The 21,263-nt window shown below is 33.0% G+C and carries 20 protein-coding genes; 8 read left to right on the top strand and 12 right to left on the bottom strand.

Going from position 1 to position 21,263, the window contains the following annotated elements; genetic code table 11:
- Positions 1-84 precede the first annotated feature (84 nt).
- Positions 85-897: a zinc-dependent peptidase gene (locus tag ACIQ2L_RS00530; protein WP_396155389.1), complete on the top strand. Its 813-nt coding sequence runs from the start codon at positions 85-87 to the stop codon at positions 895-897.
- A gap of 90 nt (positions 898-987) precedes the next feature.
- Here the strand turns inward: ACIQ2L_RS00530 and ACIQ2L_RS00525 are convergent, their stop codons facing one another.
- From ACIQ2L_RS00525 to crtD, 8 genes are all read right to left on the bottom strand, one after another.
- A complete protein-coding gene (locus tag ACIQ2L_RS00525) occupies positions 988-2,661 on the bottom strand; it encodes a T9SS type A sorting domain-containing protein (RefSeq protein ID WP_396155387.1) in 1,674 nt (557 codons plus the stop codon).
- A 108-nt stretch (positions 2,662-2,769) separates the two neighbouring features.
- Positions 2,770-3,432, bottom strand: a complete 663-nt coding sequence (gene rpe, locus ACIQ2L_RS00520) for a ribulose-phosphate 3-epimerase (RefSeq protein ID WP_396155385.1) — start codon at positions 3,430-3,432, stop codon at positions 2,770-2,772.
- A 610-nt stretch (positions 3,433-4,042) separates the two neighbouring features.
- Positions 4,043-4,906: an RNA polymerase sigma factor RpoD/SigA gene (locus tag ACIQ2L_RS00515; RefSeq protein WP_026707723.1), complete on the bottom strand. Its 864-nt coding sequence runs from the start codon at positions 4,904-4,906 to the stop codon at positions 4,043-4,045.
- 188 nt (positions 4,907-5,094) lie between these two features.
- Positions 5,095-5,802 carry a DUF3291 domain-containing protein gene (locus ACIQ2L_RS00510; RefSeq protein WP_396155383.1) on the bottom strand — a complete coding sequence of 236 codons (708 nt, stop codon included), beginning with the start codon at positions 5,800-5,802 and terminating at the stop codon, positions 5,095-5,097.
- A gap of 44 nt (positions 5,803-5,846) precedes the next feature.
- Positions 5,847-6,782, bottom strand: a complete 936-nt coding sequence (locus ACIQ2L_RS00505; RefSeq protein WP_396155381.1) for a class I SAM-dependent methyltransferase — start codon at positions 6,780-6,782, stop codon at positions 5,847-5,849.
- A gap of 106 nt (positions 6,783-6,888) precedes the next feature.
- Positions 6,889-7,368, bottom strand: a complete 480-nt coding sequence (locus ACIQ2L_RS00500; protein ID WP_396155379.1) for a carotene hydroxylase — start codon at positions 7,366-7,368, stop codon at positions 6,889-6,891.
- A gap of 1 nt (position 7,369) precedes the next feature.
- A complete protein-coding gene (locus ACIQ2L_RS00495; RefSeq protein WP_396155377.1) occupies positions 7,370-7,996 on the bottom strand; it encodes a carotenoid biosynthesis protein in 627 nt (208 codons plus the stop codon).
- Positions 7,993-9,465 carry a 1-hydroxycarotenoid 3,4-desaturase CrtD gene (gene crtD, locus ACIQ2L_RS00490; protein WP_396155375.1) on the bottom strand — a complete coding sequence of 491 codons (1,473 nt, stop codon included), beginning with the start codon at positions 9,463-9,465 and terminating at the stop codon, positions 7,993-7,995. The genes ACIQ2L_RS00495 and crtD overlap by 4 nt, the downstream gene beginning before the upstream one ends.
- A gap of 347 nt (positions 9,466-9,812) precedes the next feature.
- Between crtD and ACIQ2L_RS00485 the strand changes: the two genes are divergently transcribed.
- Positions 9,813-10,973, top strand: coding sequence for an ATP-binding protein (locus ACIQ2L_RS00485; protein WP_396155373.1), 1,161 nt, complete (start codon positions 9,813-9,815; stop codon positions 10,971-10,973).
- A gap of 165 nt (positions 10,974-11,138) precedes the next feature.
- Here ACIQ2L_RS00485 and ACIQ2L_RS00480 read toward each other — a convergent pair whose 3' ends face one another.
- The 4 genes from ACIQ2L_RS00480 to ACIQ2L_RS00465 all read right to left on the bottom strand — a co-directional run bounded on the left by ACIQ2L_RS00480 (position 11,139) and on the right by ACIQ2L_RS00465 (position 15,370).
- Positions 11,139-12,008, bottom strand: coding sequence for an RHS repeat domain-containing protein (locus ACIQ2L_RS00480; RefSeq protein ID WP_396155371.1), 870 nt, complete (start codon positions 12,006-12,008; stop codon positions 11,139-11,141).
- 119 nt (positions 12,009-12,127) lie between these two features.
- Positions 12,128-14,311: a polyribonucleotide nucleotidyltransferase gene (locus ACIQ2L_RS00475; protein ID WP_396155369.1), complete on the bottom strand. Its 2,184-nt coding sequence runs from the start codon at positions 14,309-14,311 to the stop codon at positions 12,128-12,130.
- A 152-nt stretch (positions 14,312-14,463) separates the two neighbouring features.
- Entirely contained in the window at positions 14,464-14,733 is a 270-nt protein-coding gene (gene rpsO, locus ACIQ2L_RS00470; protein WP_396155367.1) for a 30S ribosomal protein S15, read from the bottom strand.
- Positions 14,734-14,914: 181 nt separating this feature from the next.
- A complete protein-coding gene (locus tag ACIQ2L_RS00465; protein ID WP_396155365.1) occupies positions 14,915-15,370 on the bottom strand; it encodes a GAF domain-containing protein in 456 nt (151 codons plus the stop codon).
- A gap of 69 nt (positions 15,371-15,439) precedes the next feature.
- On the opposite strand from ACIQ2L_RS00465, the gene xrtF reads away from it, so the two are divergent.
- From xrtF to ACIQ2L_RS00435, 6 genes are all read left to right on the top strand, one after another.
- Complete coding sequence (xrtF, locus tag ACIQ2L_RS00460) at positions 15,440-15,997, top strand: exosortase family protein XrtF (RefSeq protein ID WP_396155364.1); 558 nt, start codon at positions 15,440-15,442, stop codon at positions 15,995-15,997.
- Positions 15,972-16,418 carry an exosortase F system-associated membrane protein gene (locus tag ACIQ2L_RS00455; RefSeq protein WP_396155362.1) on the top strand — a complete coding sequence of 149 codons (447 nt, stop codon included), beginning with the start codon at positions 15,972-15,974 and terminating at the stop codon, positions 16,416-16,418. Before xrtF ends, ACIQ2L_RS00455 begins: the two co-directional genes overlap by 26 nt.
- Before the next feature lie 56 nt (positions 16,419-16,474).
- Positions 16,475-17,305 (top strand): ATP cone domain-containing protein, encoded by an 831-nt coding sequence (locus ACIQ2L_RS00450; protein WP_396155360.1) that lies wholly within the window; start codon positions 16,475-16,477, stop codon positions 17,303-17,305.
- Positions 17,306-17,308: 3 nt separating this feature from the next.
- The gene (locus tag ACIQ2L_RS00445; protein WP_396155358.1) at positions 17,309-18,664 is read left to right on the top strand and encodes an MBL fold metallo-hydrolase RNA specificity domain-containing protein; all 1,356 of its coding nucleotides are present in this window, start codon (positions 17,309-17,311) and stop codon (positions 18,662-18,664) included.
- 53 nt (positions 18,665-18,717) lie between these two features.
- Entirely contained in the window at positions 18,718-19,137 is a 420-nt protein-coding gene (locus tag ACIQ2L_RS00440) for an HYC_CC_PP family protein (RefSeq protein ID WP_396155356.1), read from the top strand.
- Between the two features lie 88 nt (positions 19,138-19,225).
- A complete protein-coding gene (locus ACIQ2L_RS00435) occupies positions 19,226-21,235 on the top strand; it encodes a TonB-dependent receptor plug domain-containing protein (protein ID WP_396155962.1) in 2,010 nt (669 codons plus the stop codon).
- Positions 21,236-21,263 lie beyond the last annotated feature (28 nt).

Below are 21,263 nucleotides of genomic sequence, written 5' to 3'. Positions count from 1 at the left end.
AGCTTTGTCTGGCAAGACGGAGTCACCCCTGCCGGAGTCAAAAAAAGCTCAAAATATAATGAGCATTTTTTATATCTTTCCAAAATGGAAATTATTTTTATTCTAGTAATAGTAGCAATTGTTGGTGCTAGCTTTCTTTACACTTTAATGTTTTTCATTAGTTTGATGGATGACGTGAGCATTTATTTATTTAACAAACCGCTCTACATTCATTTTTACCTTAATTCCAAAAAATTAGTTCCAGAACAGGAATATATCCTTGGACAAAAATTTCAATTTTATAAAAAACTTACCGATAAACAGAAAAATTACTTTCACCACAGGATTGCCTGTTTTACCGATAAGTATCAATTTATACCTAGAGAAGATTTTAAAGTAACTATGGAGGCAGAAACCCTTATTGCTGCTACTTATGTAATGCTAACGTTTGGAATGAGACGTTATTTAGTTGATGCTTTTGATAAAATAATTATTTATCCCGAAGAATATTTATCGACTCAAACTCAGGATTATTTCAAAGGGGAATTCAATCCAAGAATGAAAGCCGTAGTTTTTTCATGGAAGGATTTTATAGAAGGTTACGAAATTGATAATGACAATTTAAATCTTGGAATTCATGAGTTCTCTCATGTTGTACATTTTCATAGTATGAAAAATAATGATGCGAGTTCCTTAACTTTCAGAAAATACTACACGCAACTTAGTAAAGAAGTAAATCATCCGCCAAATAGAGAAAGACTAATTGAATCGGATTATTTCAGGATTTATGCCTACACGAACCGCTATGAATTTGTTTCTGTAATCATTGAGCATTACTTTGAGACCCCAAATGAGTTCAAAAGAAAATTTCCAGAATTATTTCAAAATGTTAGCCGAATGTTAAACCACAAACCGTAACAGTACCTTCGTAAATTTATTAACTATTCAAATAAAAAATCCGTCTGATCAATAAGATGAGACGGATTAATTTATTTAAAATAAGTATAATTATTCTTTAACTATTTTCTTAACCAAAGTTCCTTTGTCAGAAGTTATTCTTAACATATATACACCTTGTGAAATATCAGAAATGTTAATTTGAGTTTCGGTTGTATTAGCAACTTTAATAGTTTTGATGCTTCTTCCATTGATATCAATTAATTCTATATTTTCAATAGAAGCATCCATAGAATTGGAAATGTTTAAGATATTTTTAGTTGGAATGGGGAATACAGAAAATTGTGAATCCAAGTTATTATAATTTATTCCTAAAACTTCAGTCACAGTAAAATTATCAATGATTAAAGCATGTGTTCCAGTTGCAGTTATTGGAGAGAAGTTTCTGAATCCAAAGTAGTACACACCTGTTGTAGGTGGAGTAAAATTAACTGTTTTTTGAGTGAATGCAGCAATATTTAATCCCGTTTCAGATAATAAAACTGTAGTTTGCGCAGCACTAGTTTGCGCATTACCAACAGTAAAATCTAGACTTCCTGTTGTTGTTGCAGCATTTTGGAAGTTACTTACATAATAAGTTATTGTAACATTACTTCCAGCCGTTAAGTTCACTCCTCTAGAAAACATCCAGTTATTAGCTGCTGCTGTATTAGGAGTAATTGAAACTACAGATGAAGTACCATCTTGCACTAAAGCACCAGCACCATAATTTCCTGAAGCCCAATCGCCGATTGCAGGGACCAAAGGATTTGGAACTGCCCATCCAACAAATGCTAAAGTCTCTTGTTCAAAACTTGTGTTGTATGGAGGAGTTGAAGGAGTGAAAACAGTATTTAAAGCATATGGACCATTCCAAGCACTAAAAGTAGCCCCTCCGCAATTTTTTCTAATGTATACATCATATACACTACTAGCAGAAAGTGAGGTAATTGTATACGGAGAACCAGTGATTCCGGTTAATACAGTACCAGCTGTTACTGGGTCAAAATTGTAAGGACCATATTCTATTTCATAATTTGAACCTCCTGATGGATTAAAAGCAAACAAGGCACTTGTGGTAGTATTGGCGGCTACATTTGAAAATAAATTATAGGGTCTAGAACAGGCAACCGTTTTACCTAATCGAGTTACAGGTCTGAAATTTGAAGCTGCTATTGTTGTCGGTGCTACAGTAGATGCTGCAGCAGACATAGCTCCTTTAAGCCCACCTACTAGGGTGTTATTACAATAAGCTACGTTTGCAGTTGTTGAAACAGTTCCTAAATTTTGATAATCAAAGGCAACATAAATAGCTCCTCCAGTATAAGTGAAAGCACTACCACCACTAAAATTGTAATTAATTTCTCCAGCAGAATTTGGAACTACTAAAGAAGAGTTACTTGCGGTTGTCATTCCGGTAATAGCAGTTGCCCAAGTCGTACTTTTGTTGTTTGCAGTATCTGTCGTGTTTTGTAAATAGATTACACAATTTCCAGTTGTTGCGATGTCTTGAGCCACTTGATAGGTGAATCCTAAACCAGTAATTACATCTCCATTAGTAAAACCTCCAGCAGTCATTTCTGCTGCAGTAATTAACCATACGCTTCTGCAAACGTTTCTTAATCCTTGTGGTGCTCTTCCATTTGCAGAAGTAGCTACGCCATCAACAACCGCATAATGATCAACTTGAGCTGAAAGCTCAAATATGCTCAATAATAAAACTAAAATAAGAGTAATTTTTTTCATGTTTTTTTGTTTTTTGAGATAATTGAAAGCAAATTTAGACAAATCAATTTATTTTTCTCTAACTATTGATAAATATTTATTTAAATTGATTAAAACTGGCTATTATACCTATAAAGTTGTTAATTTCTTTAATTCAGCAATGGTTTCAATTGGATTTTCCGATTTGAAAACAAAATTCCCAGCTACCAAAACATCTGCTCCAAATTGTTTTAGTTGTTTTGCGTTTTTGTTAGTTACACCACCATCAATTTCAATTAAAGTAGAAGCATTTTTTCTAATAATAAGTTCTTTTAATTTTTCAATTTTAGCATAGGTATTTTCAATAAATGATTGACCTCCAAATCCTGGATTTACACTCATTAAACATACCAAATCAATATCGTTAATTATGTCTTCGAGTAAATCAATATTAGTATGCGGATTCAAAGCTACCCCAGCTTTCATCCCTTCAGCTTTTATAGCTTGTAAAGTTCTATGCAAATGAGTGCAAGCTTCGTAGTGAACGGTTAAGATATTGGAACCTAATGCTGCAAAAGTTTTTATAAATCGGTCAGGATCGACAATCATTAAATGAACATCAATTGTTTTTTTTGCATGTTTTGTAATCGCTTCTAAAACGGGCATTCCGAAAGAAATATTCGGAACAAAAACACCATCCATAATATCAATATGAAACCAATCTGCGTCAGAGTTATTAATCATTTCAATGTCGCGTTGCAGGTTGGCAAAATCGGCTGCAAGAACAGATGGTGCAATAAGTGTATTTTTCATTGTTAGTGTTGTTTACTTCGACAGTTCGGTCAAAATGACCACGTGTGTACAAAATTAGTTTTTTAACCGCAAAGTTCGCAAGGTTTTTAAGCGAAGTTCGCAAAGAAATATAGCGTTGAATATTATTATGCTATTGCGTGAAGGATTGAGCCTTTGTTTGAGCTCTTTTTAGTTGTGTAATAACTAAAAAAGCGAGTAGCGAAAGCCTGACCCGACTCGCCGGGGCACGCCCTAATTTAAATTGATTGGAGAATCTGAAACAAGTTCTATGAGAATCTGAAACAAGTTCCATGAGAATCTGAAACAAGTTCCATGAGAATCTGAAACAAGTTCCATGAGAATCTGAAACAAGTTCCATGAGAATCTGAAACAAGTTCAGATTAAAAAAATAAAACTCCGGAAACTCGATCCGCCATGGCGGAGAACAGACTGGAGTTTTATTTGCCGTGCAAAAAATAAAACTCCGGTAATCAGCCGGAGTTTCAATCATCAATCAAAAAACGAACAGTTAATCAGACTGTTGTTATTGTGAAATCCCAATTTTTATCCTGAAACATCAGGACCAAATTCCAAAGTTGGAATTTGTTATTTTTCTATTGGAATTTTAAACTTACCCAAGGTAAGTTTTTAATATTTTACTTCTAGAAGTATGTTTTAATCTGCGGATTGCTTTTTCTTTAATTTGACGAACACGTTCACGAGTTAAATCAAAAGTCTCTCCAATTTCTTCTAATGTCATTGGATGTTGATCGCCTAAACCAAAATACAAACGAACTACGTCGGCTTCTCGTGGTGTTAAGGTTTCTAAAGAACGTTCGATTTCAGTACGAAGTGATTCGTGAATTAGTTCTCTATCCGGATTTGGAGATTCACCTGAACGTAAAACGTCATATAGGTTAGAGTCTTCTCCTTCTACAAGCGGCGCATCCATTGATAAATGACGACCGGAGTTTTTCATAGACTCTTTTACATCATTCACGGTCATGTCTAATTCTTTTGCAATTTCTTCGGCAGATGGAGGTCTTTCGTTAGATTGCTCTAACAAGGCATACATCTTATTGATTTTATTAATAGAACCAATTTTGTTTAATGGTAAACGAACAATACGAGACTGTTCTGCTAAAGCTTGAAGAATAGATTGACGAATCCACCAAACAGCATACGATATAAATTTGAAACCACGCGTTTCATCAAAACGTTGAGCGGCTTTAATCAAACCTAAATTTCCTTCGTTAATCAAATCGGGAAGTGTTAACCCTTGATTTTGATATTGTTTTGCAACAGAAACTACGAAACGTAAATTGGCTTTTGTCAATTTTTCTAGCGCTCTCTGGTCTCCAGCTTTAATCTTTTGTGCCAACTCTACTTCTTCGTCAGCTGTAATTAAGTCGACTTTTCCAATTTCTTGTAGGTACTTGTCTAGGGAAGCAGTTTCACGGTTCGTTACCTGCTTGGTGATTTTGAGCTGTCTCATGTATTTTGTCTCCTTTACTTTAAAGTGTTCAGGTGATTATACGTTGCATTTTAAGTAAAAGTTACAAAAAATAGAAAAAAGTTAAAAACCACCTCAAAAATCACTTTTTATATAACAAAAGAGTAAAAAAAAAGAGATTGTCTAAAAACCACTAATTAACATTATCATAGTAGTGAAAAAAAATATAATTAATCCTCTAAAAAATCCTCTACATTTTTACTATTCCACTGGCCTAAAAATTTATAGGGAATAAATCTTGCAAACAGCTCTTCTTTATACCATTTAAGCTCTCTTGTAAGACGAACAACCTCTTTATGTTTTTCATTTTTGTAGGCATAATCAATCATTTCGGCTTGCGTTTTCCAAATGCTTAAAGTAGCTTGTTGTATTAAAGGCCATTCGCCAACACCAATTGAAAGTACTAATCCATCGTAATCTTCTAAACTTTTACTCACTTGACCCACTTTTCTCCAAAAAGAAATCAATTTTGAAATCCGAATACTTGCCCTTGTTAAAACCATAACTGGCTTGTCTACAGCCAAAGTGGCATGAGTAATAAAAGGTTGTTTTCCATCCCATTTTCCGTGTGCTTCTGCCGCGTGTGCAAAAACGGTGAATGATTCAGCGCTTCTAGATTTATAGTTGTAAAAAAATGAATTTTTTTCAAAAAAATTGGTAGCATTTATTTCAGATTCCCAAATGCACAATAAGGCATAAGTGCCAAAATTTGGTTTTGAACTAAAACCATTTTCAGCACCTGAACCTAACAGTTTGTAGAACACTAATCCTTCAATATTTTTGAAATGAGCGTGGCCTAGTTGCATTTGCGAAAAAGCCCAAAGTTTATTGGAAAAAGATTCCAATTTAAAAAAAGTACAAGTGGTAATTTGGCTCATGAATTGGTGTTATTTATTGAATGAATTTATGATCGTAAATCAGCTTATTTTTTTTCAACCACCAAGATTTGGATACCCATTGGAAAAATTTTTTCAAATGCAAAAATAGGAGAAGTAACTACTTTTAAAAGAACAAGCATCCAAAAATGATTAGACATGCTCCCCGACCAATTAATCCCTTTTCTTTCCATTCGACCAAGCCACCATAGGGTAAACGTATCAAGGGTTCCGTATCGCAAATGTGTTGCAATTTCCCATTTGTCTTTTTGAAACAAAAGGTCAAAACTTTTTTTAGATACTAATGAAATGTGCCGTGGACTATGCCAACCTTGCCAATTTGATTTTTGAATTTTTGCACTAATGCTTTTATAATCGGGTACTTCAATAATTAATTTCCCTCCGTGTTGAAGACAATTATAGAGTGTTGCAATGGTTTGACTCGGGTTGTAATCGTGCTCTAAATAATGCCACATCGTAATTACATCAAATTGTTTATCAGTTACATAATCTTCAATCGCAACTTTTTTAAGTTCTAAGTTAGGATAGTTTTTACCCTTCCAGCCTGAATCTGAAAAATCAATTCCAGTGCAATTTACTTTTAAGTTTTGTTGCAGCGATTCTAAAAAACTTGGATTACCACATCCTACATCAAGAACAGTAATGTTAGGATTGTTTTTTTTAAGATATTTCTTTACAAAATTAACACGGTTTAAATCTAATTTTTTTTGACTGTTAGCTACAAATGAACTGTACTTTCCCCACGCTGATGGACCTTTATACGGTAAGTAATTATCAGTATAATAATGATCTAATCTTTCCTGCGTTACGGGATTTGTTAAAAATACGGCTTCGCAATTATTGCAAATGTTAAAAATATAAACCTCATTATTTGGCTCATGCATCAATGCATTTGTGGAGACGTAAAAAGAGCTATCGGTGTTTTTACAAATTGGACATTTTGCTGTATTTGTTTGTTTCATTTGATAATTTATATTTAAGAACGCTAATGAAAAACCTACACGATTAGCAAAAGTAAATACGCAAAAATAAAGTAAAGCGAAAAATAATTATTGCTGCACTTTGCAATTACGCGTAAAGATTTTTAGACTGTTTTAAAGCAGCTTGAATATATTTTTTCTTGATAATTAACATACCAAAACTTTCTCCACCTTCTTTTCCCGTGTTTTTGTGATGCATTTTGTGTGCACGACGCAACGCTAAAACATATACATTTTTTGTTTTAGTAAACACTTTAAAGCGCTGGTGAATGATGAGGTCATGTACAAAAAAATAAGCTAGACCATAAAGTAAAATACCAAAACCAACCCAAGTGTACCAAGCAAATTGGTGCATCATTCCAAACATTATGAGTAACCAACTTGGCACAGCATAAATGATAAAAAACAAATCATTTCGCTCAAACCAACTTTTGTGGTCTTTTTTGTGGTGATCAGCATGAAAATACCACATAAAGCCATGCATGATGTATTTGTGATTTGCCCAAGCAGAAAATTCGGTTAGTATAAAAGTGACTAAAACAATGCTACAATTAATTATTATTTCCATGTTAGATAAATATAAATAAAGAGGTGAAGAATATAATTTGTAAAATCAATATTATTAATGAAACAGAACGATTACCTTTTATAATTGTGGGATAAAAAAAGTAAGATGTAAAAAAAGCAACTCCAATCCAACCCAAATAATTATGTAAACTAGGTAATCCACCTTCAAATTGCCAAAAATCAAGTTTTGGTGCCACTTGTTCAATAAGTAAATCAATACCTGTAACAAGTAAAGCAGCCACAACCAACACCGTTATTTTGTTCACAAAGATACTACTTACTATTCTGATTCCAGCACAAATAAGGATTGCCCAATTGATAGAAATGATCAGTGGAACATCTATTAATTTAAGACCTAATCCATTCCCGTAAGAATATCTACCAAAAATTAACCCAGTTTTTACGCCAATTACTTCAATAAAATAAGCTAAAAAGGCGACAGAAAAAAAGGCAATTATGAATTTTTTGTCAGCTACTGGACTGTGAATTAAAAAAACAAAACAAGTAAGTAATAAAGTATAAGGTGTAAAAGGACTAAAAAAAGGTGGATTAACTACAAATCCAATTGAGCCAGAAATATATACTAGGATTAAGAAATATAAGAAATAGGATTTGTATTTTTTTATCATTTCTTTTCTCTTTCTACTATGATTTGACTGGCAATTTTTGCACTAAAAAGGCACAACGGAATACCTCCGCCAGGATGCACACTTCCTCCTACAAGAAATAAATTTTTAATGCTTGACGAAAAATTAGCATGTCGTAAAAATGCGGCAAATTTATTGTTGCTAGAGTTTCCGTAGAGTGATCCGCCAAAAGAAGAAGTTTGGTTTTCTATATCAATTGGACTTAGTGTGCTTTCTGAAATGATATGTTTTTCAATATCGGTTTTCAACATCGCATTAATTTTGTCAACAACATTCTTTCTAAGAGCTGCTGCATAATTGATACTTTCGTTTTTATTATGCGGGACATTAACCATTACAAACCAGTTTTCACAACCTTCTGGTGCATCAGCCTTACAATATTTTGAAGTAATATTAATGTAAATCGTAGGATCTTCAGTTGGAAATTGTTTTGAAAATAAATAATCAAATTCCTTTTTATAATCATCACTAAACAAAATATTGTGCAGTCCTAATGCTACAAATTCTTTGTTTATTCCCCAATAAAAAACATAAGCACTACTAGATTTTTCTTGTTGAATTAGTTTTTTGGGAGTAAAAGATTTTGGTAATAAATACTTGTAAAGTACGTGAATATCTACATCACTTGCCACAATATCAAAAGGGTAACTGATCCCATTACTTTTTATTGCGGATATGCGGTTATTAGATCCGACATCTAATGTTTCAACGACAGTATTATAGTTGATTGTCACATTGGCTTCTTCTGCTAGTTTAACCAAATGTGTTGTAATTTGATGCATGCCATTCTTAGGTAAATAAGCCCCAAGATTAAACTCTAAATGCGAAATCATATTGATTATGGCAGGAGCTTTGTAGGGATTAGAACCGTTGTAGGTTGCAAATCGATTAAATAGTTGTACCGTTTTTGGATTGGCAAAAGTTTTTTCATTTTTATTATTCATTGTACTGAATAAACCTAAGAATGGGGAAAACAATATACCTTTTACTGTTTTGAGATTTATAAAATTCCTCAGCTGATGCAGCGATTGTTTTAAAAACAAATCTTCGGTAGTTTTAAAATAAAAGGCATTGCGCTTGATGTGTTTTAAAACAGTTGCTTTTTTTTCATTTAATTTTAAGTGAACTTCCTCAGCAAAATCTTCTAAATTAGCGGATGCTTTTAGTTGCGTTCCATCTGGATAAAAATAGTTGGTTATCACGTCTAATTTCTGGTATTCAAAATTGTGAGCACTTCCTTGTAAAGTGGTTAACTCATCAATTAACGAAGGCATTGTAAATAATGATGGGCCTTTATCAAATCGAAATCCTTCCATTTTAAGTTCACTCAATTTACCGCCTGGATAACTATTTTTTTCAAAAATGGTTACCTTAAACCCTTGATTGGCTAGTCGAATTGATAATGCAAGACCTCCAATTCCAGCTCCAATTATACCAACGGTTTTTGTCATTTTTACGAATTATATTAGTGACGTAAAATTAATTTTTTATAGAAGGTTACTAGTATAACAAAAGTTAAAAAAATCCTATAAATAAAAACCAACCAAGCAAATAAAAATTAAAACTATATACTTACATTAAGTTAAAACCCCAACTCAAATTATTGAATTGGGGTTTCCATTATTATCTGCAAAAAATATTATTTTCTATCATCACGTCTTTCAGGAAGTGGGCCACGGTCTTCTCTCGCAGAAGCATTTTCATCTCTTGGAGGTCTTGGTAAAAGTGCTTTTCTTATATTATGGAAAAATATGGAATTCAATTCCACATTTTTCCATAATTATACTATATTTGCACTATGATTCAAAGAGCAGCACAACATAAATTAACACAACTAGGAGACACATTTAAAGCAATAGCAGTCATTGGCCCTAGACAATCAGGAAAAACTACTTTAGTCAAAGTAACATTTCCAGAAAAACCCTATTTATCTCTAGAAAATCCCGATACCAGAAATTTTGCGTTGGAAGACCCTAGAGGATTTTTGCAAAATCTTCCAAACGGAGCTATTTTAGACGAAGTGCAACGAACCCCATTGCTATTTTCATACTTGCAAGAAATTTTGGATAATAGTAATCAAAAAGGGTTGTTTATACTAACAGGGTCAAATAATTTTTTGTTACAAGAAAGTATTTCGCAATCACTGGCAGGAAGAGTTGGTTATTTAAACTTACTCCCTTTTTCGGTAAAGGAATTACTGTCAGAAAATTTACTACCAGAAACGGATGAGGAAGTAATGTTAAATGGTTTTTATCCGCCAATTTATGACCAAAGAATTAGTTCATTAGATTGGGTGCCAAATTATATCAAAACGTATATTGAACGAGATGTTCGTCAAATTAAAAATGTTTCAGATTTGTTGATTTTTGAGAAGTTCATGAGCGTTTTAGCAGGTAGAACAAGTCAGGAGTTGAATTTAACTTCCATTAGCAATGAAGTTGGTGTCGATTTAAAAACGGTTCAATCTTGGATCGGAATATTAGAAAGTAGTTTTATTATTTACTTATTAAAACCTCATTTTCAGAATTATAATAAGACCATAGTTAAAAGACCAAAAGTATATTTTTATGACACTGGCTTAGTTTGTTCTTTTTTAAGAATTTCAACTATTTCACAATTAGAAAATCACCCTTTGAAAGGTGCTATTTTTGAAACAATGGTTGTTATTGAAATGGTCAAAAAATATACAAATCAAGGAATAAATCCTCCTCTTTTTTACTGGAGGGATAAAACAGGTCATGAAATTGATCTTATAATAGATAAAGGAAATTTACTTACTCCGATAGAGATAAAATCGAGTAAAACAATTAATTCTGATTTTTTTAAGAATTTAAAATACTGGAATCATTTGAGCAAAATGAACAAAGCCGTTTTAATTTATTCCGGTATTCAAGAACAAAATCGCAGCGATGGAACCTTAATAACAAACTGGAAAAACATTTCAAATTTAGATTTTTAATAAATCAAAAACCCCAACTTAAATCAATTAAGTTGGGGTTTCTTTTATAATCTGCAAAAAAAATTATTTTCTGTCATCACGTCTTTCAGGACGTGGACCTCTATCTTCTCTCGCAGGAGCATTTTCATCTCTTGGAGGTCTTGGTAAAAGTGCTTTTCTTGATACTTAATTGTAAAAATAAAGTTCCTCTTCCACAAAACTTGAGTTATTGTTTAAATTAACTTGAGTTCTAATTTTGTTTGTTATGTAATTTAAGTTGTTAAAAGTGGTTTGATATGTAGTAGATGTGTTGCTATTTGTAACATTTTCGATAAGTGGATAATAATTACAATAAAAATTTATATTATTGAGAGATAGGTTTCTAAGAGTTAAATTATTCATTTCTAATATAGATTTTAAAATGTTAGCAGGCATAGGATTAGTATAAAAATTATAATTTAAATTTAAGTTGGGACTTTCTACATTTTGGAATGAAAGTGGTTTAAAATTATCAAAAGTTATGGTATGTTCATTGGTGCTATTTGGAGCAAATGTTTGTTTGAATAATAAACCATTGGGATGGTAATGAAATTTACTTAAAAAAAAAGTTGGAGAGTTTGGTTCGTTTAAAAATGTAGTTGTAACAGAAACACTGTTGTCATTTGAATTATAAGTGTACGTTTTAAAGTTGTTACTTGGTAGAATATCTCTTCTTTCAATTAATCGTCCAAGAGCATCATAAGTAACATTTTGTTGATAGGTTAATATGTTACTGTTGTCAAATGTTTGATAAGAAGTATCGTTGCCGTTGGTGGTAATAACGTTTCTACTAATCCATTGATCCAAATGATTGAATGTGGTATCTGCTATTACTTGATTATTCAGATAATATTCTATTCGCTTAGTATTATTTTCAGGAGTAAGAGAAAAGGTCTTTAAAGTAATTTTTTTTATCAAATTCGTTTGATCTTGTGTTGCATTTGAAGATGCATCTGAATCGCAGCCTATTATCAGTAAAGCAAAAGATATGATGATGAAAATTAATTTCTTTTTCATGATATAGATATTTTTGTTTGTAAAAATTAGATTAAGTTTTTTGAAAAGGTTGCGTTAAATATACAAAAAAAACCCCAATTCAAATTAATGAATCGGGGTTTCTATATAGTTAACAAATATTATTTTCTGTCATCACGTCTTTCAGGACGTGGACCTCTATCTTCTCTCGCAGGAGCATTTTCATCTCTTGGAGGTCTTGGTAAAAGTGCTTTTCTAGACACTTTTTCTTTTCTTGTTTTAGGGTCAATACCTAAATATTTCACTTGAAAAACATCGCCCATGTTAACCACATCAGTAACGTTTTCTGTTCTTTCCCAAGCCAATTCCGATACGTGCAGTAATACTTCGTTTCCTGGAGCTGAAGTATATTCTACTACCGCACCAAAATCAAGCATTTTAATTACTTTCACTTCATAAGCTTCGCCCACTTGTGGTTTGAAAATGATAGAGTCAATTTTAGCTAAAACAGCTGCAATTCCATCTGGATCAGTACCTAAGATTTCAACAACACCTTGTTCGTCAACTTCATTTATAACAATAGTGGTTCCAGTAGCTTTTTGTAATTCTTGAATTACTTTTCCTCCAGGTCCAATCAACGCACCAATGAAAGCACCCGGAATGGTTCTCATAATGATTTTAGGCGCATGAACTTTTACATCAGCTCTTGGTTGTACCAATGTTTCAGTTAATTTTCCTAAGATATGCAAACGTCCATCACGAGCTTGAGCCAAAGCTTGCTCCATGATTTCATATTTCAATCCATCGATTTTGATGTCCATTTGACAAGCCGTAATTCCTTCTGAGGTTCCGGTTACTTTAAAATCCATATCTCCTAAGTGATCTTCATCACCTAAAATATCCGAAAGAACGGCAAAACGTTCCCCATCAGTAATTAATCCCATTGCGATTCCTGAAACCGGACGAATCATTTGAACTCCGGCATCCATTAATGCTAATGTACCAGCACAAACAGTTGCCATTGAAGATGAACCGTTAGATTCTAATACTTCAGACACCACACGGATTGTATAAGGACAATCTGCAGGAATCATATTTTTCAATGCACGTTGTGCCAAGTTTCCGTGACCCACTTCTCTTCTTGAAGTTCCTCTTAACGGACGCGCTTCTCCTGTTGAAAATGGTGGGAAATTATAATGTAAATAGAATTTTTCTTCTCCTTGTTCAGATGGTGAATCAATTTGGTTAGCTTCTCTAGATGTTCCTAAAGTGGCAGTAGCCAACGCTTGAGTTTCACCACGTGTAAACAATGCTGAACCGTGAACCGATGGTAAGTAATCTACTTCACACCAAATTGGTCTGATTTCAGTGGTTTTTCTTCCGTCCAAACGGGTTCCTAAATCTAAGGTTACGTTACGAACCGCTTCTTTATTGACTTTGTAGAAATATTTCCCAACTAAATCACCATTTTCAGCTAATTCTTCTTCGGTAAACAACGCTTTTACTTCTTCTTTTACGTTGGCAAATGCTTCGCCTCTTTCTTGTTTAGCGGAACCTTTGCTTGCAATAGCGTAAATTTTATCATAAGCCGCTGCTTTTACTTTGGCATAAATAGCTTCGTCTTCTCTTTCTTGTTCGTAGGTTCTTGTTTCTTTTTTTCCAAAAGCAACTGCCAATCTTTCTTGAGCAGCAATTTGTACTTTAATATGTTCGTGAGCAAATTTAATGGCTTCTACCATTTCTTTTTCTGAAATCTCTTTCATTTCTCCTTCTACCATCGCGATAGAATCTGTTGAAGCTCCAATCATCATATCAATATCAGATAATTCTAATTGTGCGCGACTTGGATTGATAATGAATTTCCCATCAATTCTCCCCACTCTAGCTTCAGAAATTAATGTTTCAAAAGGAATATCAGATAATGCTAAAGCGGCCGAAGCGGCTAATCCTGCTAACGCATCGGGCATAACATTTTCATCGTGCGACATCAATTGTATCATCACCTGAACTTCTGCATGATAATCACTCGGGAAAAGCGGACGTAATACACGGTCAACTAGTCTCATGGTGAGCACTTCGTTGTCACTAGGACGCGCTTCTCTTTTGAAGAAACCACCAGGAAAACGTCCTGCTGCTGCAAATTTTTCGCGGTAATCTACCGTCAACGGCAGAAAGTCGATACCTGGACTTGCTTTTCTTGCGGATACTACTGTTCCTAAAATAACAGTATTTCCAATTCTAACTACTACAGATCCGTCAGCTTGTTTGGCTAATCGTCCTGTCTCGATTGTGATGTTTCTGCCATCACCTAAATCGATTTTTTCTACAAATAATTGTGGAATCATAAATTTTCCTTTTTTTAATTTTTACATTGGTTCCTGCCTGTCGACAGAGTAGTTGTGTTGTAGTAGTAGTTGTTTGTAATCCAATGAAAAACCGAAACTTTTCTTCTTTTTAACCTAAAAAAAAGAGGCGCGTGGGCACCTCTTTGTATTGATTATTTTCTAATATTCAATTCTTTGATAATCTCACGATATCTGTTAATCTCTTTTTTCTTCAAGTAATCCAAAAGACTTCTTCTTTTACCTACCAAAAGTACTAACGAACGCTCCGTATTATAATCGTGACGATTTTTTTTCAAGTGCTCTGTTAAGTGTGAAATTCTGTGTGTGAACAATGCAATTTGTCCTTCGGCAGATCCTGTATTCTCTGCTTTTCCTCCGTGTTTAGCGAAGATTTCTGCTTTAACTTCTTTAGTTAAGTACATGCTAATATTATTTTAAATGATTATTATGTATGAAATAGGTTTTTCCTAATTCGTGTGCAAAGGTAACATTTAATTTTTAAATTCCAATCTTTTTCCCGTAACTTCAGGATCAAATTCCTAATTGATTACAAGAAATTTAAATACAATGTTGTGATTTGGGATTTTGACTTTTGGAATTTGATTAGAATAATTTGGCAACTTCCTGATTTACAAATTCTAAAAAACGTTCATCGGCTTCGGTGAACGGGTCAAGCACATGGCTATCAATATCAATTTGACCAATATTTTCTCCATTAACAAAAAGCGGCACAACGATTTCTGATTTTACTGTAAAGCTACAGGCAATGTAATTATCTTGGGCTGAAACATCGGGAACCACAAAATTTTGATTGGAAACAGCCACTTGTCCGCATATTCCCTTTCCGAACGGAATTAAAGTGTGGTCAGTTTCAGCACCAACATAGGGTCCAAGATGCAACGTTTTGTTTTCGTGATTAGCAAAATAAAACCCAACCCAATTGTAATAATCCACATGGTCCGTCAAGAACTGGCAAAGCAATTTTAATTTGACATCTCGTTCTAAATTTGCTTCAGAAAGAATAGTGATGACTTGAGATTTTAAGTTTTCAAAATTCATATTCAATTTTTTTACAAAAGTAAGGACTGCACTTTTTTTATTTTATATAAATTTGTTAAAAATTAGCTCTTGAAAAATTTGCTCCTTCAATACAAACCTTTTTTACTTTTTCTCGGAAAATTTATTGCCAGCTATTTGATTTTGACCATCCTTTATCAAAACTATTTGAATACGTTTGATGCCAAGAATGCTGAAGTTGATTCATTTACTCAAATTGTTGCCAATCAATCTGCAACTGTTTTGTCTTGGTTTGATTCGCAGTCCTATACCATGCCACATCTCAAGGAACCAAGTGTGAAATTATTTTATAAAGGCAAATACATTTCGCGAATTATTGAAGGTTGTAATGCCATCAGTGTTATCATTTTATTCATTGCGTTCGTTATTGCATTTACTGGAAAATTCAAAAACACTATTTTTTTTATACTATGCGGGAGTATTCTGATTCACATTTTGAATATTGGTCGGATTGCACTTTTGTGTGTCGCGCTATACAATTTTCCACAGTATGAGCATGTACTGCATGGCGTTATTTTTCCTTTGATGATTTATGGAATTGTTTTCTTATTATGGGTTTTTTGGGTTAATAAATATTCTAATCATGCTAAAGCTACTACTAAAAAATAAAGAAAAGTTCTTTTGGTCATTGTTTTTAATTCTGCTTTTAGTTTTGATAAGAGCTTTTGAAGAAACATTATTCTACGATCCGTTTTTGAATTATTATAAAAGTGAGTATTCTCATTTACCTTTTCCACAATTCAATATTTTCAAATTGTTTTTTAGTTTGGGAATGCGGTTTTACCTTAATTCTGTGATTTCTTTGTTGCTGTTGTACGTGATTTTTAAAGATACCAAAATTATTAAATTTTCTATTTTGGTTTATATGATTTTGGGTTCGGTTTTAATGATAAGTTTCATTTTTGTCCTCACTTTTTTTGGAGAAGAGCATAAAATGACCTTATTTTATGTCAGAAGATTTATTATTCAACCTATTTTCATCCTTCTTTTCATCCCAGGTTTTTATTACCAAAAACAAATCAAAAAGTAAGCTATATTTCCTAACTTTACTAAAATTCTAGAAACGGAAACTTAATACACCTTACCATGAAAATTGTAAAACATTCAGGTAATATTGTTGATTTTAATAGAGAAAAACTCAAAAGTTCTTTGCTTAAATCAGGAGCAAATAAGAATATAGTTGACGAACTTTTACAAACTTTAGAAAATCAAATCTATGAAGGTATTTCCACAAAAAAAATTTACAAATTAGCTTTTGCTTTACTAAAAAAATCATCTAACTCACACGCAGCTCGATATAATTTGCGTGCTGCAATTCAGTTGCTTGGACCTGCAGGTTTCTTTTTCGAAAAATTCATAGCCAGATTATTTGTTTCTGAGGGTTATTTAGCTCAAACAAATCTTTTTTTGTCAGGTAAATGCGTAGGTCATGAAGTAGATGTTGTCATCAAGAAAAATGATTATATAGAAATGGTAGAATGCAAATTTCATTCAGGTAAAGATGCCAATTCTGATGTGAAAGTACCTTTGTATATCCTTTCACGATTTAATGATTTGAAAGACAGAAGCCATAAAATCTATTCTAAAAAAGATGTAATTTCAGCATGTTGGATTGTAACAAACAATCGGTTTACATCTGATGCTATTGCTTTTGCTAAATGTTCTGGTTTACAATTACTGAGCTGGGATTATCCTGAAAAGTTCAGTTTGAGAAAAAAAATTGATGACCAACAATTGTATCCAATTACATGTTTAACCACATTAACCATAGCAGAAAAAGACAAACTAATGGTGTTAGATATAATTTTGGCAAAAGAAATTCTTGAAAATTTGGAAATTCTTGAAAGGATAGGGATAAGCCCTAACCGAATAAAAAATGTTTTAAAAGAAGCTTCCGAGCTTTGTAAATTCATATAAAAAATGAAAATTAAATTTTTAGGTGGAGCAGGAACAGTTACAGGTTCAAAAACTTTGGTAGAAAGTAATGGTGTTCGAATTCTGATTGATTGCGGACAGTTTCAAGGAATTAAACCCTTGCGTGAACTCAATTGGGAACCACTTCCAATTTTACCCGATACTATTGATTTTGTTTTGTTAACTCATGGTCATTTAGACCACTGCGGTTGGTTACCACGACTGGTAAATCAAGGTTTTAAAGGTAAAATATACTGTACGAGTCCAACAGCAGCTATTACCAAACTAATTTTATTAGATAGTGCCAAAATACAAGAGGAAGAAGCCGAACGAGCAAATAAAGAACATTTTTCAAAGCATGACGTGGCAGAACCGCTTTATAATATTGAACAAGCAGAAGAAGTTTTCCCTTTATTTAGAGTAATAAAACCAGATGATGAAATTGTTTTAGATGCTGAAATTTCAGCTCGATTTTTTAATGCAGGACATATTATTGGAGCTTGTTCAATTGAATTGAAGTTAGAAAATAAGACCTTGGTTTTTTCAGGAGATATTGGTCGCGATGATGATGTGCTGATGTACTCGCTAATAAAACCCAAGAAAGCAGATTATATTTTTTTAGAAAGTACCTATGGCAATCGAATTCATCCTGATGAAGATGTGAAATTATTATTGGAAACCTATGTCAACAACACTTTTCAAATAGGTGGAACTGTTATCATTCCTAGCTTTGCAGTAGAAAGAGCACAAGTGATCATGTATTTGCTTTTGCAATTGAAAAAAGAAGATAGAATTCCAGATATTCCCTATGTTATTGATACGCCAATGGGAATAAGTGTATTGGATATTTTTATTAATAATAGAAAGTGGCATAAACTTTCTGAAAGTGATTGTATTGCAATGTGTAAGATGTTTACCATGAATTCCGATTATCAAGAAACGATAAACACCATTTTTGACAAACAACCTAAAGTAGTCATTGCCGCTAGTGGAATGATTACTGGAGGAAGAGTTTTGAGTTACTTAGAACATTATATCGGTTTGCCCGAAACAACAGTAATACTTGTTGGTTACCAAGCAGAAGGAACTCGGGGTAGAAAATTACTCGAAGGTGCAACTGAATTGAAAATTTACGGAAAGTATTATCCCGTTTTAGCAAAAATTCTTGAAATCGAAGGACTTTCTGCACATGGTGATCAAAATGATTTACTTAATTGGTTATCGGAGTTGGAAAACAAACCTAAAAAAGTATTTTTAGTGCATGGTGAAAACCAACCAGCCGATGAACTGCGAATCAAAATTCAAGAAAAATTTGGTTACGATTGTTCTGTTCCATTAATGGGACAAGAGATTGAAATCTAAAGTTTTAATACGATTTTAAGTTTTAGGTATATGAATATTAGTACCTTTGCATTATGAAAATAAAAAAGCATATTAGTATTTTAATCGCTTTACTGGTATTGGTTTCCAATTCTGGATTGGCGTTTACCATACATTATTGTGAAGGGAAAATAGCTTCAGTTTCTTCTGTTTTTTCTAAAGAAGAAGAATGCGAAACGCGTTTAGTAGAAGAAGAATCCTGCTGTGCAAAACCTCAGACCACTCATAAAGACTGTTGTTCCGATAAAAAAGTTAACCTAAAAAACAAAACCGAGAAAATAATAATAAAAACTATTTCGCTTGATTTTGAACCCGCCTTTTTCTCAGCTTATAAAAACCAAACATTAGCTGTTGTTGAAGCTCAGTGTTTTTCAAAAGAAACAACAACATTTTATTGTGAGTCCAATGCTCCACCACGATATAAACTCTACTGTCAATTTACTTTTTACTCCTGATTTAAACTGAATTTTTTTCAGTTTCTCTAACTTTTAGAGAAATTTAATTTTTAAAATTAAATTTAAATCAATTTCAATGAAACATATAATGTTATCTTTAACCTTGTTGTTTACTATTGTTACTTTTTCTCAAGAAACTCCAAAAACAGATACCTTGAAAACAGTAACAGTAGAAGGCAAACGAAAAGGACTAAAAAAGTCACTATCGGGAACTGCTAACACTACATTAGTAACTAGTAAAGAATTACTCAAAGCAGCTTGCTGTAATTTGGCCGAAAGTTTTGAAACCAATCCGTCCATCGATGTCAATTTTTCGGATGCTTTGACAGGAACCAAACAAATAAAAATGCTTGGGCTTACTAGTCCATACATCATGATTACTGAAGAAAACATACCTTCAGTTCGTGGTGCATCACAAGCTTATGGATTATCTTTTACACCGGGCACATGGGTAGAAAGTATCCAAATTACCAAAGGAGCAGGCAGTGTTGTGAATGGTTACGAAAGTATTTCGGGGCAAATAAATACGGAACTAATTAAGCCTTGTGATGACATTCCTTTTTTCTTAAATTTTTATGGCTCTACCGATAGTCGATATGAGCTAAATACCCATTTCAATAAAAAAATTTCAGACAAGTGGGCAACCAGCTTATTTGTTCATGGTAATACACGTGTTGGTAAAAACGACATGAACGACGATATGTTTTTGGATAATCCATTAGGGAAACAAATCAATATTGCAAATCGTTGGCATTATTCTAATCCTGAGACAGGTTGGGTTTCGTTTATGAATCTTCGCTATATGAACGATGAGAAGCAAACGGGCGAAATTCATTTTGATCCTGATAGAGATAAGTTAACAACTAATCATTGGGGTTCAGAAATTAATTCAGAGCGATTGGATTTTACTTCAAAAGTGGGTTATGTTTTTAAAGACATGCCGTATCAAAGTATTGGTTTTCAAAATGCTTTTACGAGTCACAATCAGCAATCGTATTTTGGGTTAAACCAATATGACATCAAGCAACAAAGTTTTTATTCGAACCTGATTTTCAATTCGATAATTAGCAACACGATGCATAAATTTGCAACAGGATTGAATTTCACTTATGATAAATATGCTGAATTTGTAAACCTTTCTGATGTTAGTCGAATTGACAATTCGGTTGGTGGTTTTTTTGAGTATACCTATGATGATTCTGATAAGTTCAGTTATATTTTAGGCGGAAGACTAGATTATCACAATAGGTTAGGGGTATTTTTTACACCAAGATTGCATGTGAAATACAATCCGTGGGAAAAATCAGTTATTCGATTTTCGGCTGGTAGAGGAAAACGTGCCGCCAATATTTTTGCCGAAAATCAAAATCTTTTTGCGAGTTCTAGAGTTTTTTCTTTTTTGGATACCAATGGAAAAATCTATGGTTTAAACCCAGAGATAGCTTGGAATTATGGAGTGAGTTTTACACAAAATTTCTTGCTATTTGGTAAAAGTGCCGATGTAGGATTTGATTTTTACCGAACCGATTTTCAAAATCAAGCTGTTGTGGATGTTATGAATTCGCCGCAACAGGTTTTGTTTTATGATTTAAAAGGAAAATCATTTGCCAATAGTTTTCAATTGGATTTCAATCTGGAAATTATCAAACATTTGAATTTGAGAACGGCTTATAAGTATTATGACATTTCGACCGATTATCTTTCGGGAAGTTTTCAGAGGCCTTTGCAAGCGAAACATCGTTTTTTTGGTAACATAGAATATGAAACTCATATTGTAGAAAAAGGTAAACAATGGAAGTTTGATTATACATTCAATTGGCTTGGAAAACAGCAGTTACCCTATACAGCAAGTAATCCAGAACAAGATAGATTGCCCGAGTTTTCACCATCATTTGCTGTAATGAATGCGCAAATTACTAGAACTTTTTCGAGTACTTTTGAAATGTATATTGGTGGTGAAAATATTGGCAACTATCGACAAGACAAAGCTATTTTAGGTGCAGATAATCCTTTTGGTTCCAATTTTGATACATCGATAATATATGCGCCCATTTTTGGACAGATGTATTATGCGGGATTGCGATTTAAAATAAAATAAGAAACAATATCAATAACAATATCAATAA

The sequence above is a fragment of the Flavobacterium sp. genome, assembly GCF_044369455.1.
Lineage (GTDB): Bacteria > Bacteroidota > Bacteroidia > Flavobacteriales > Flavobacteriaceae > Flavobacterium.
The sequence above is the reverse complement of the archived record's forward strand: the minus strand, read 5'-3'. Positions and strand labels throughout refer to the sequence as shown.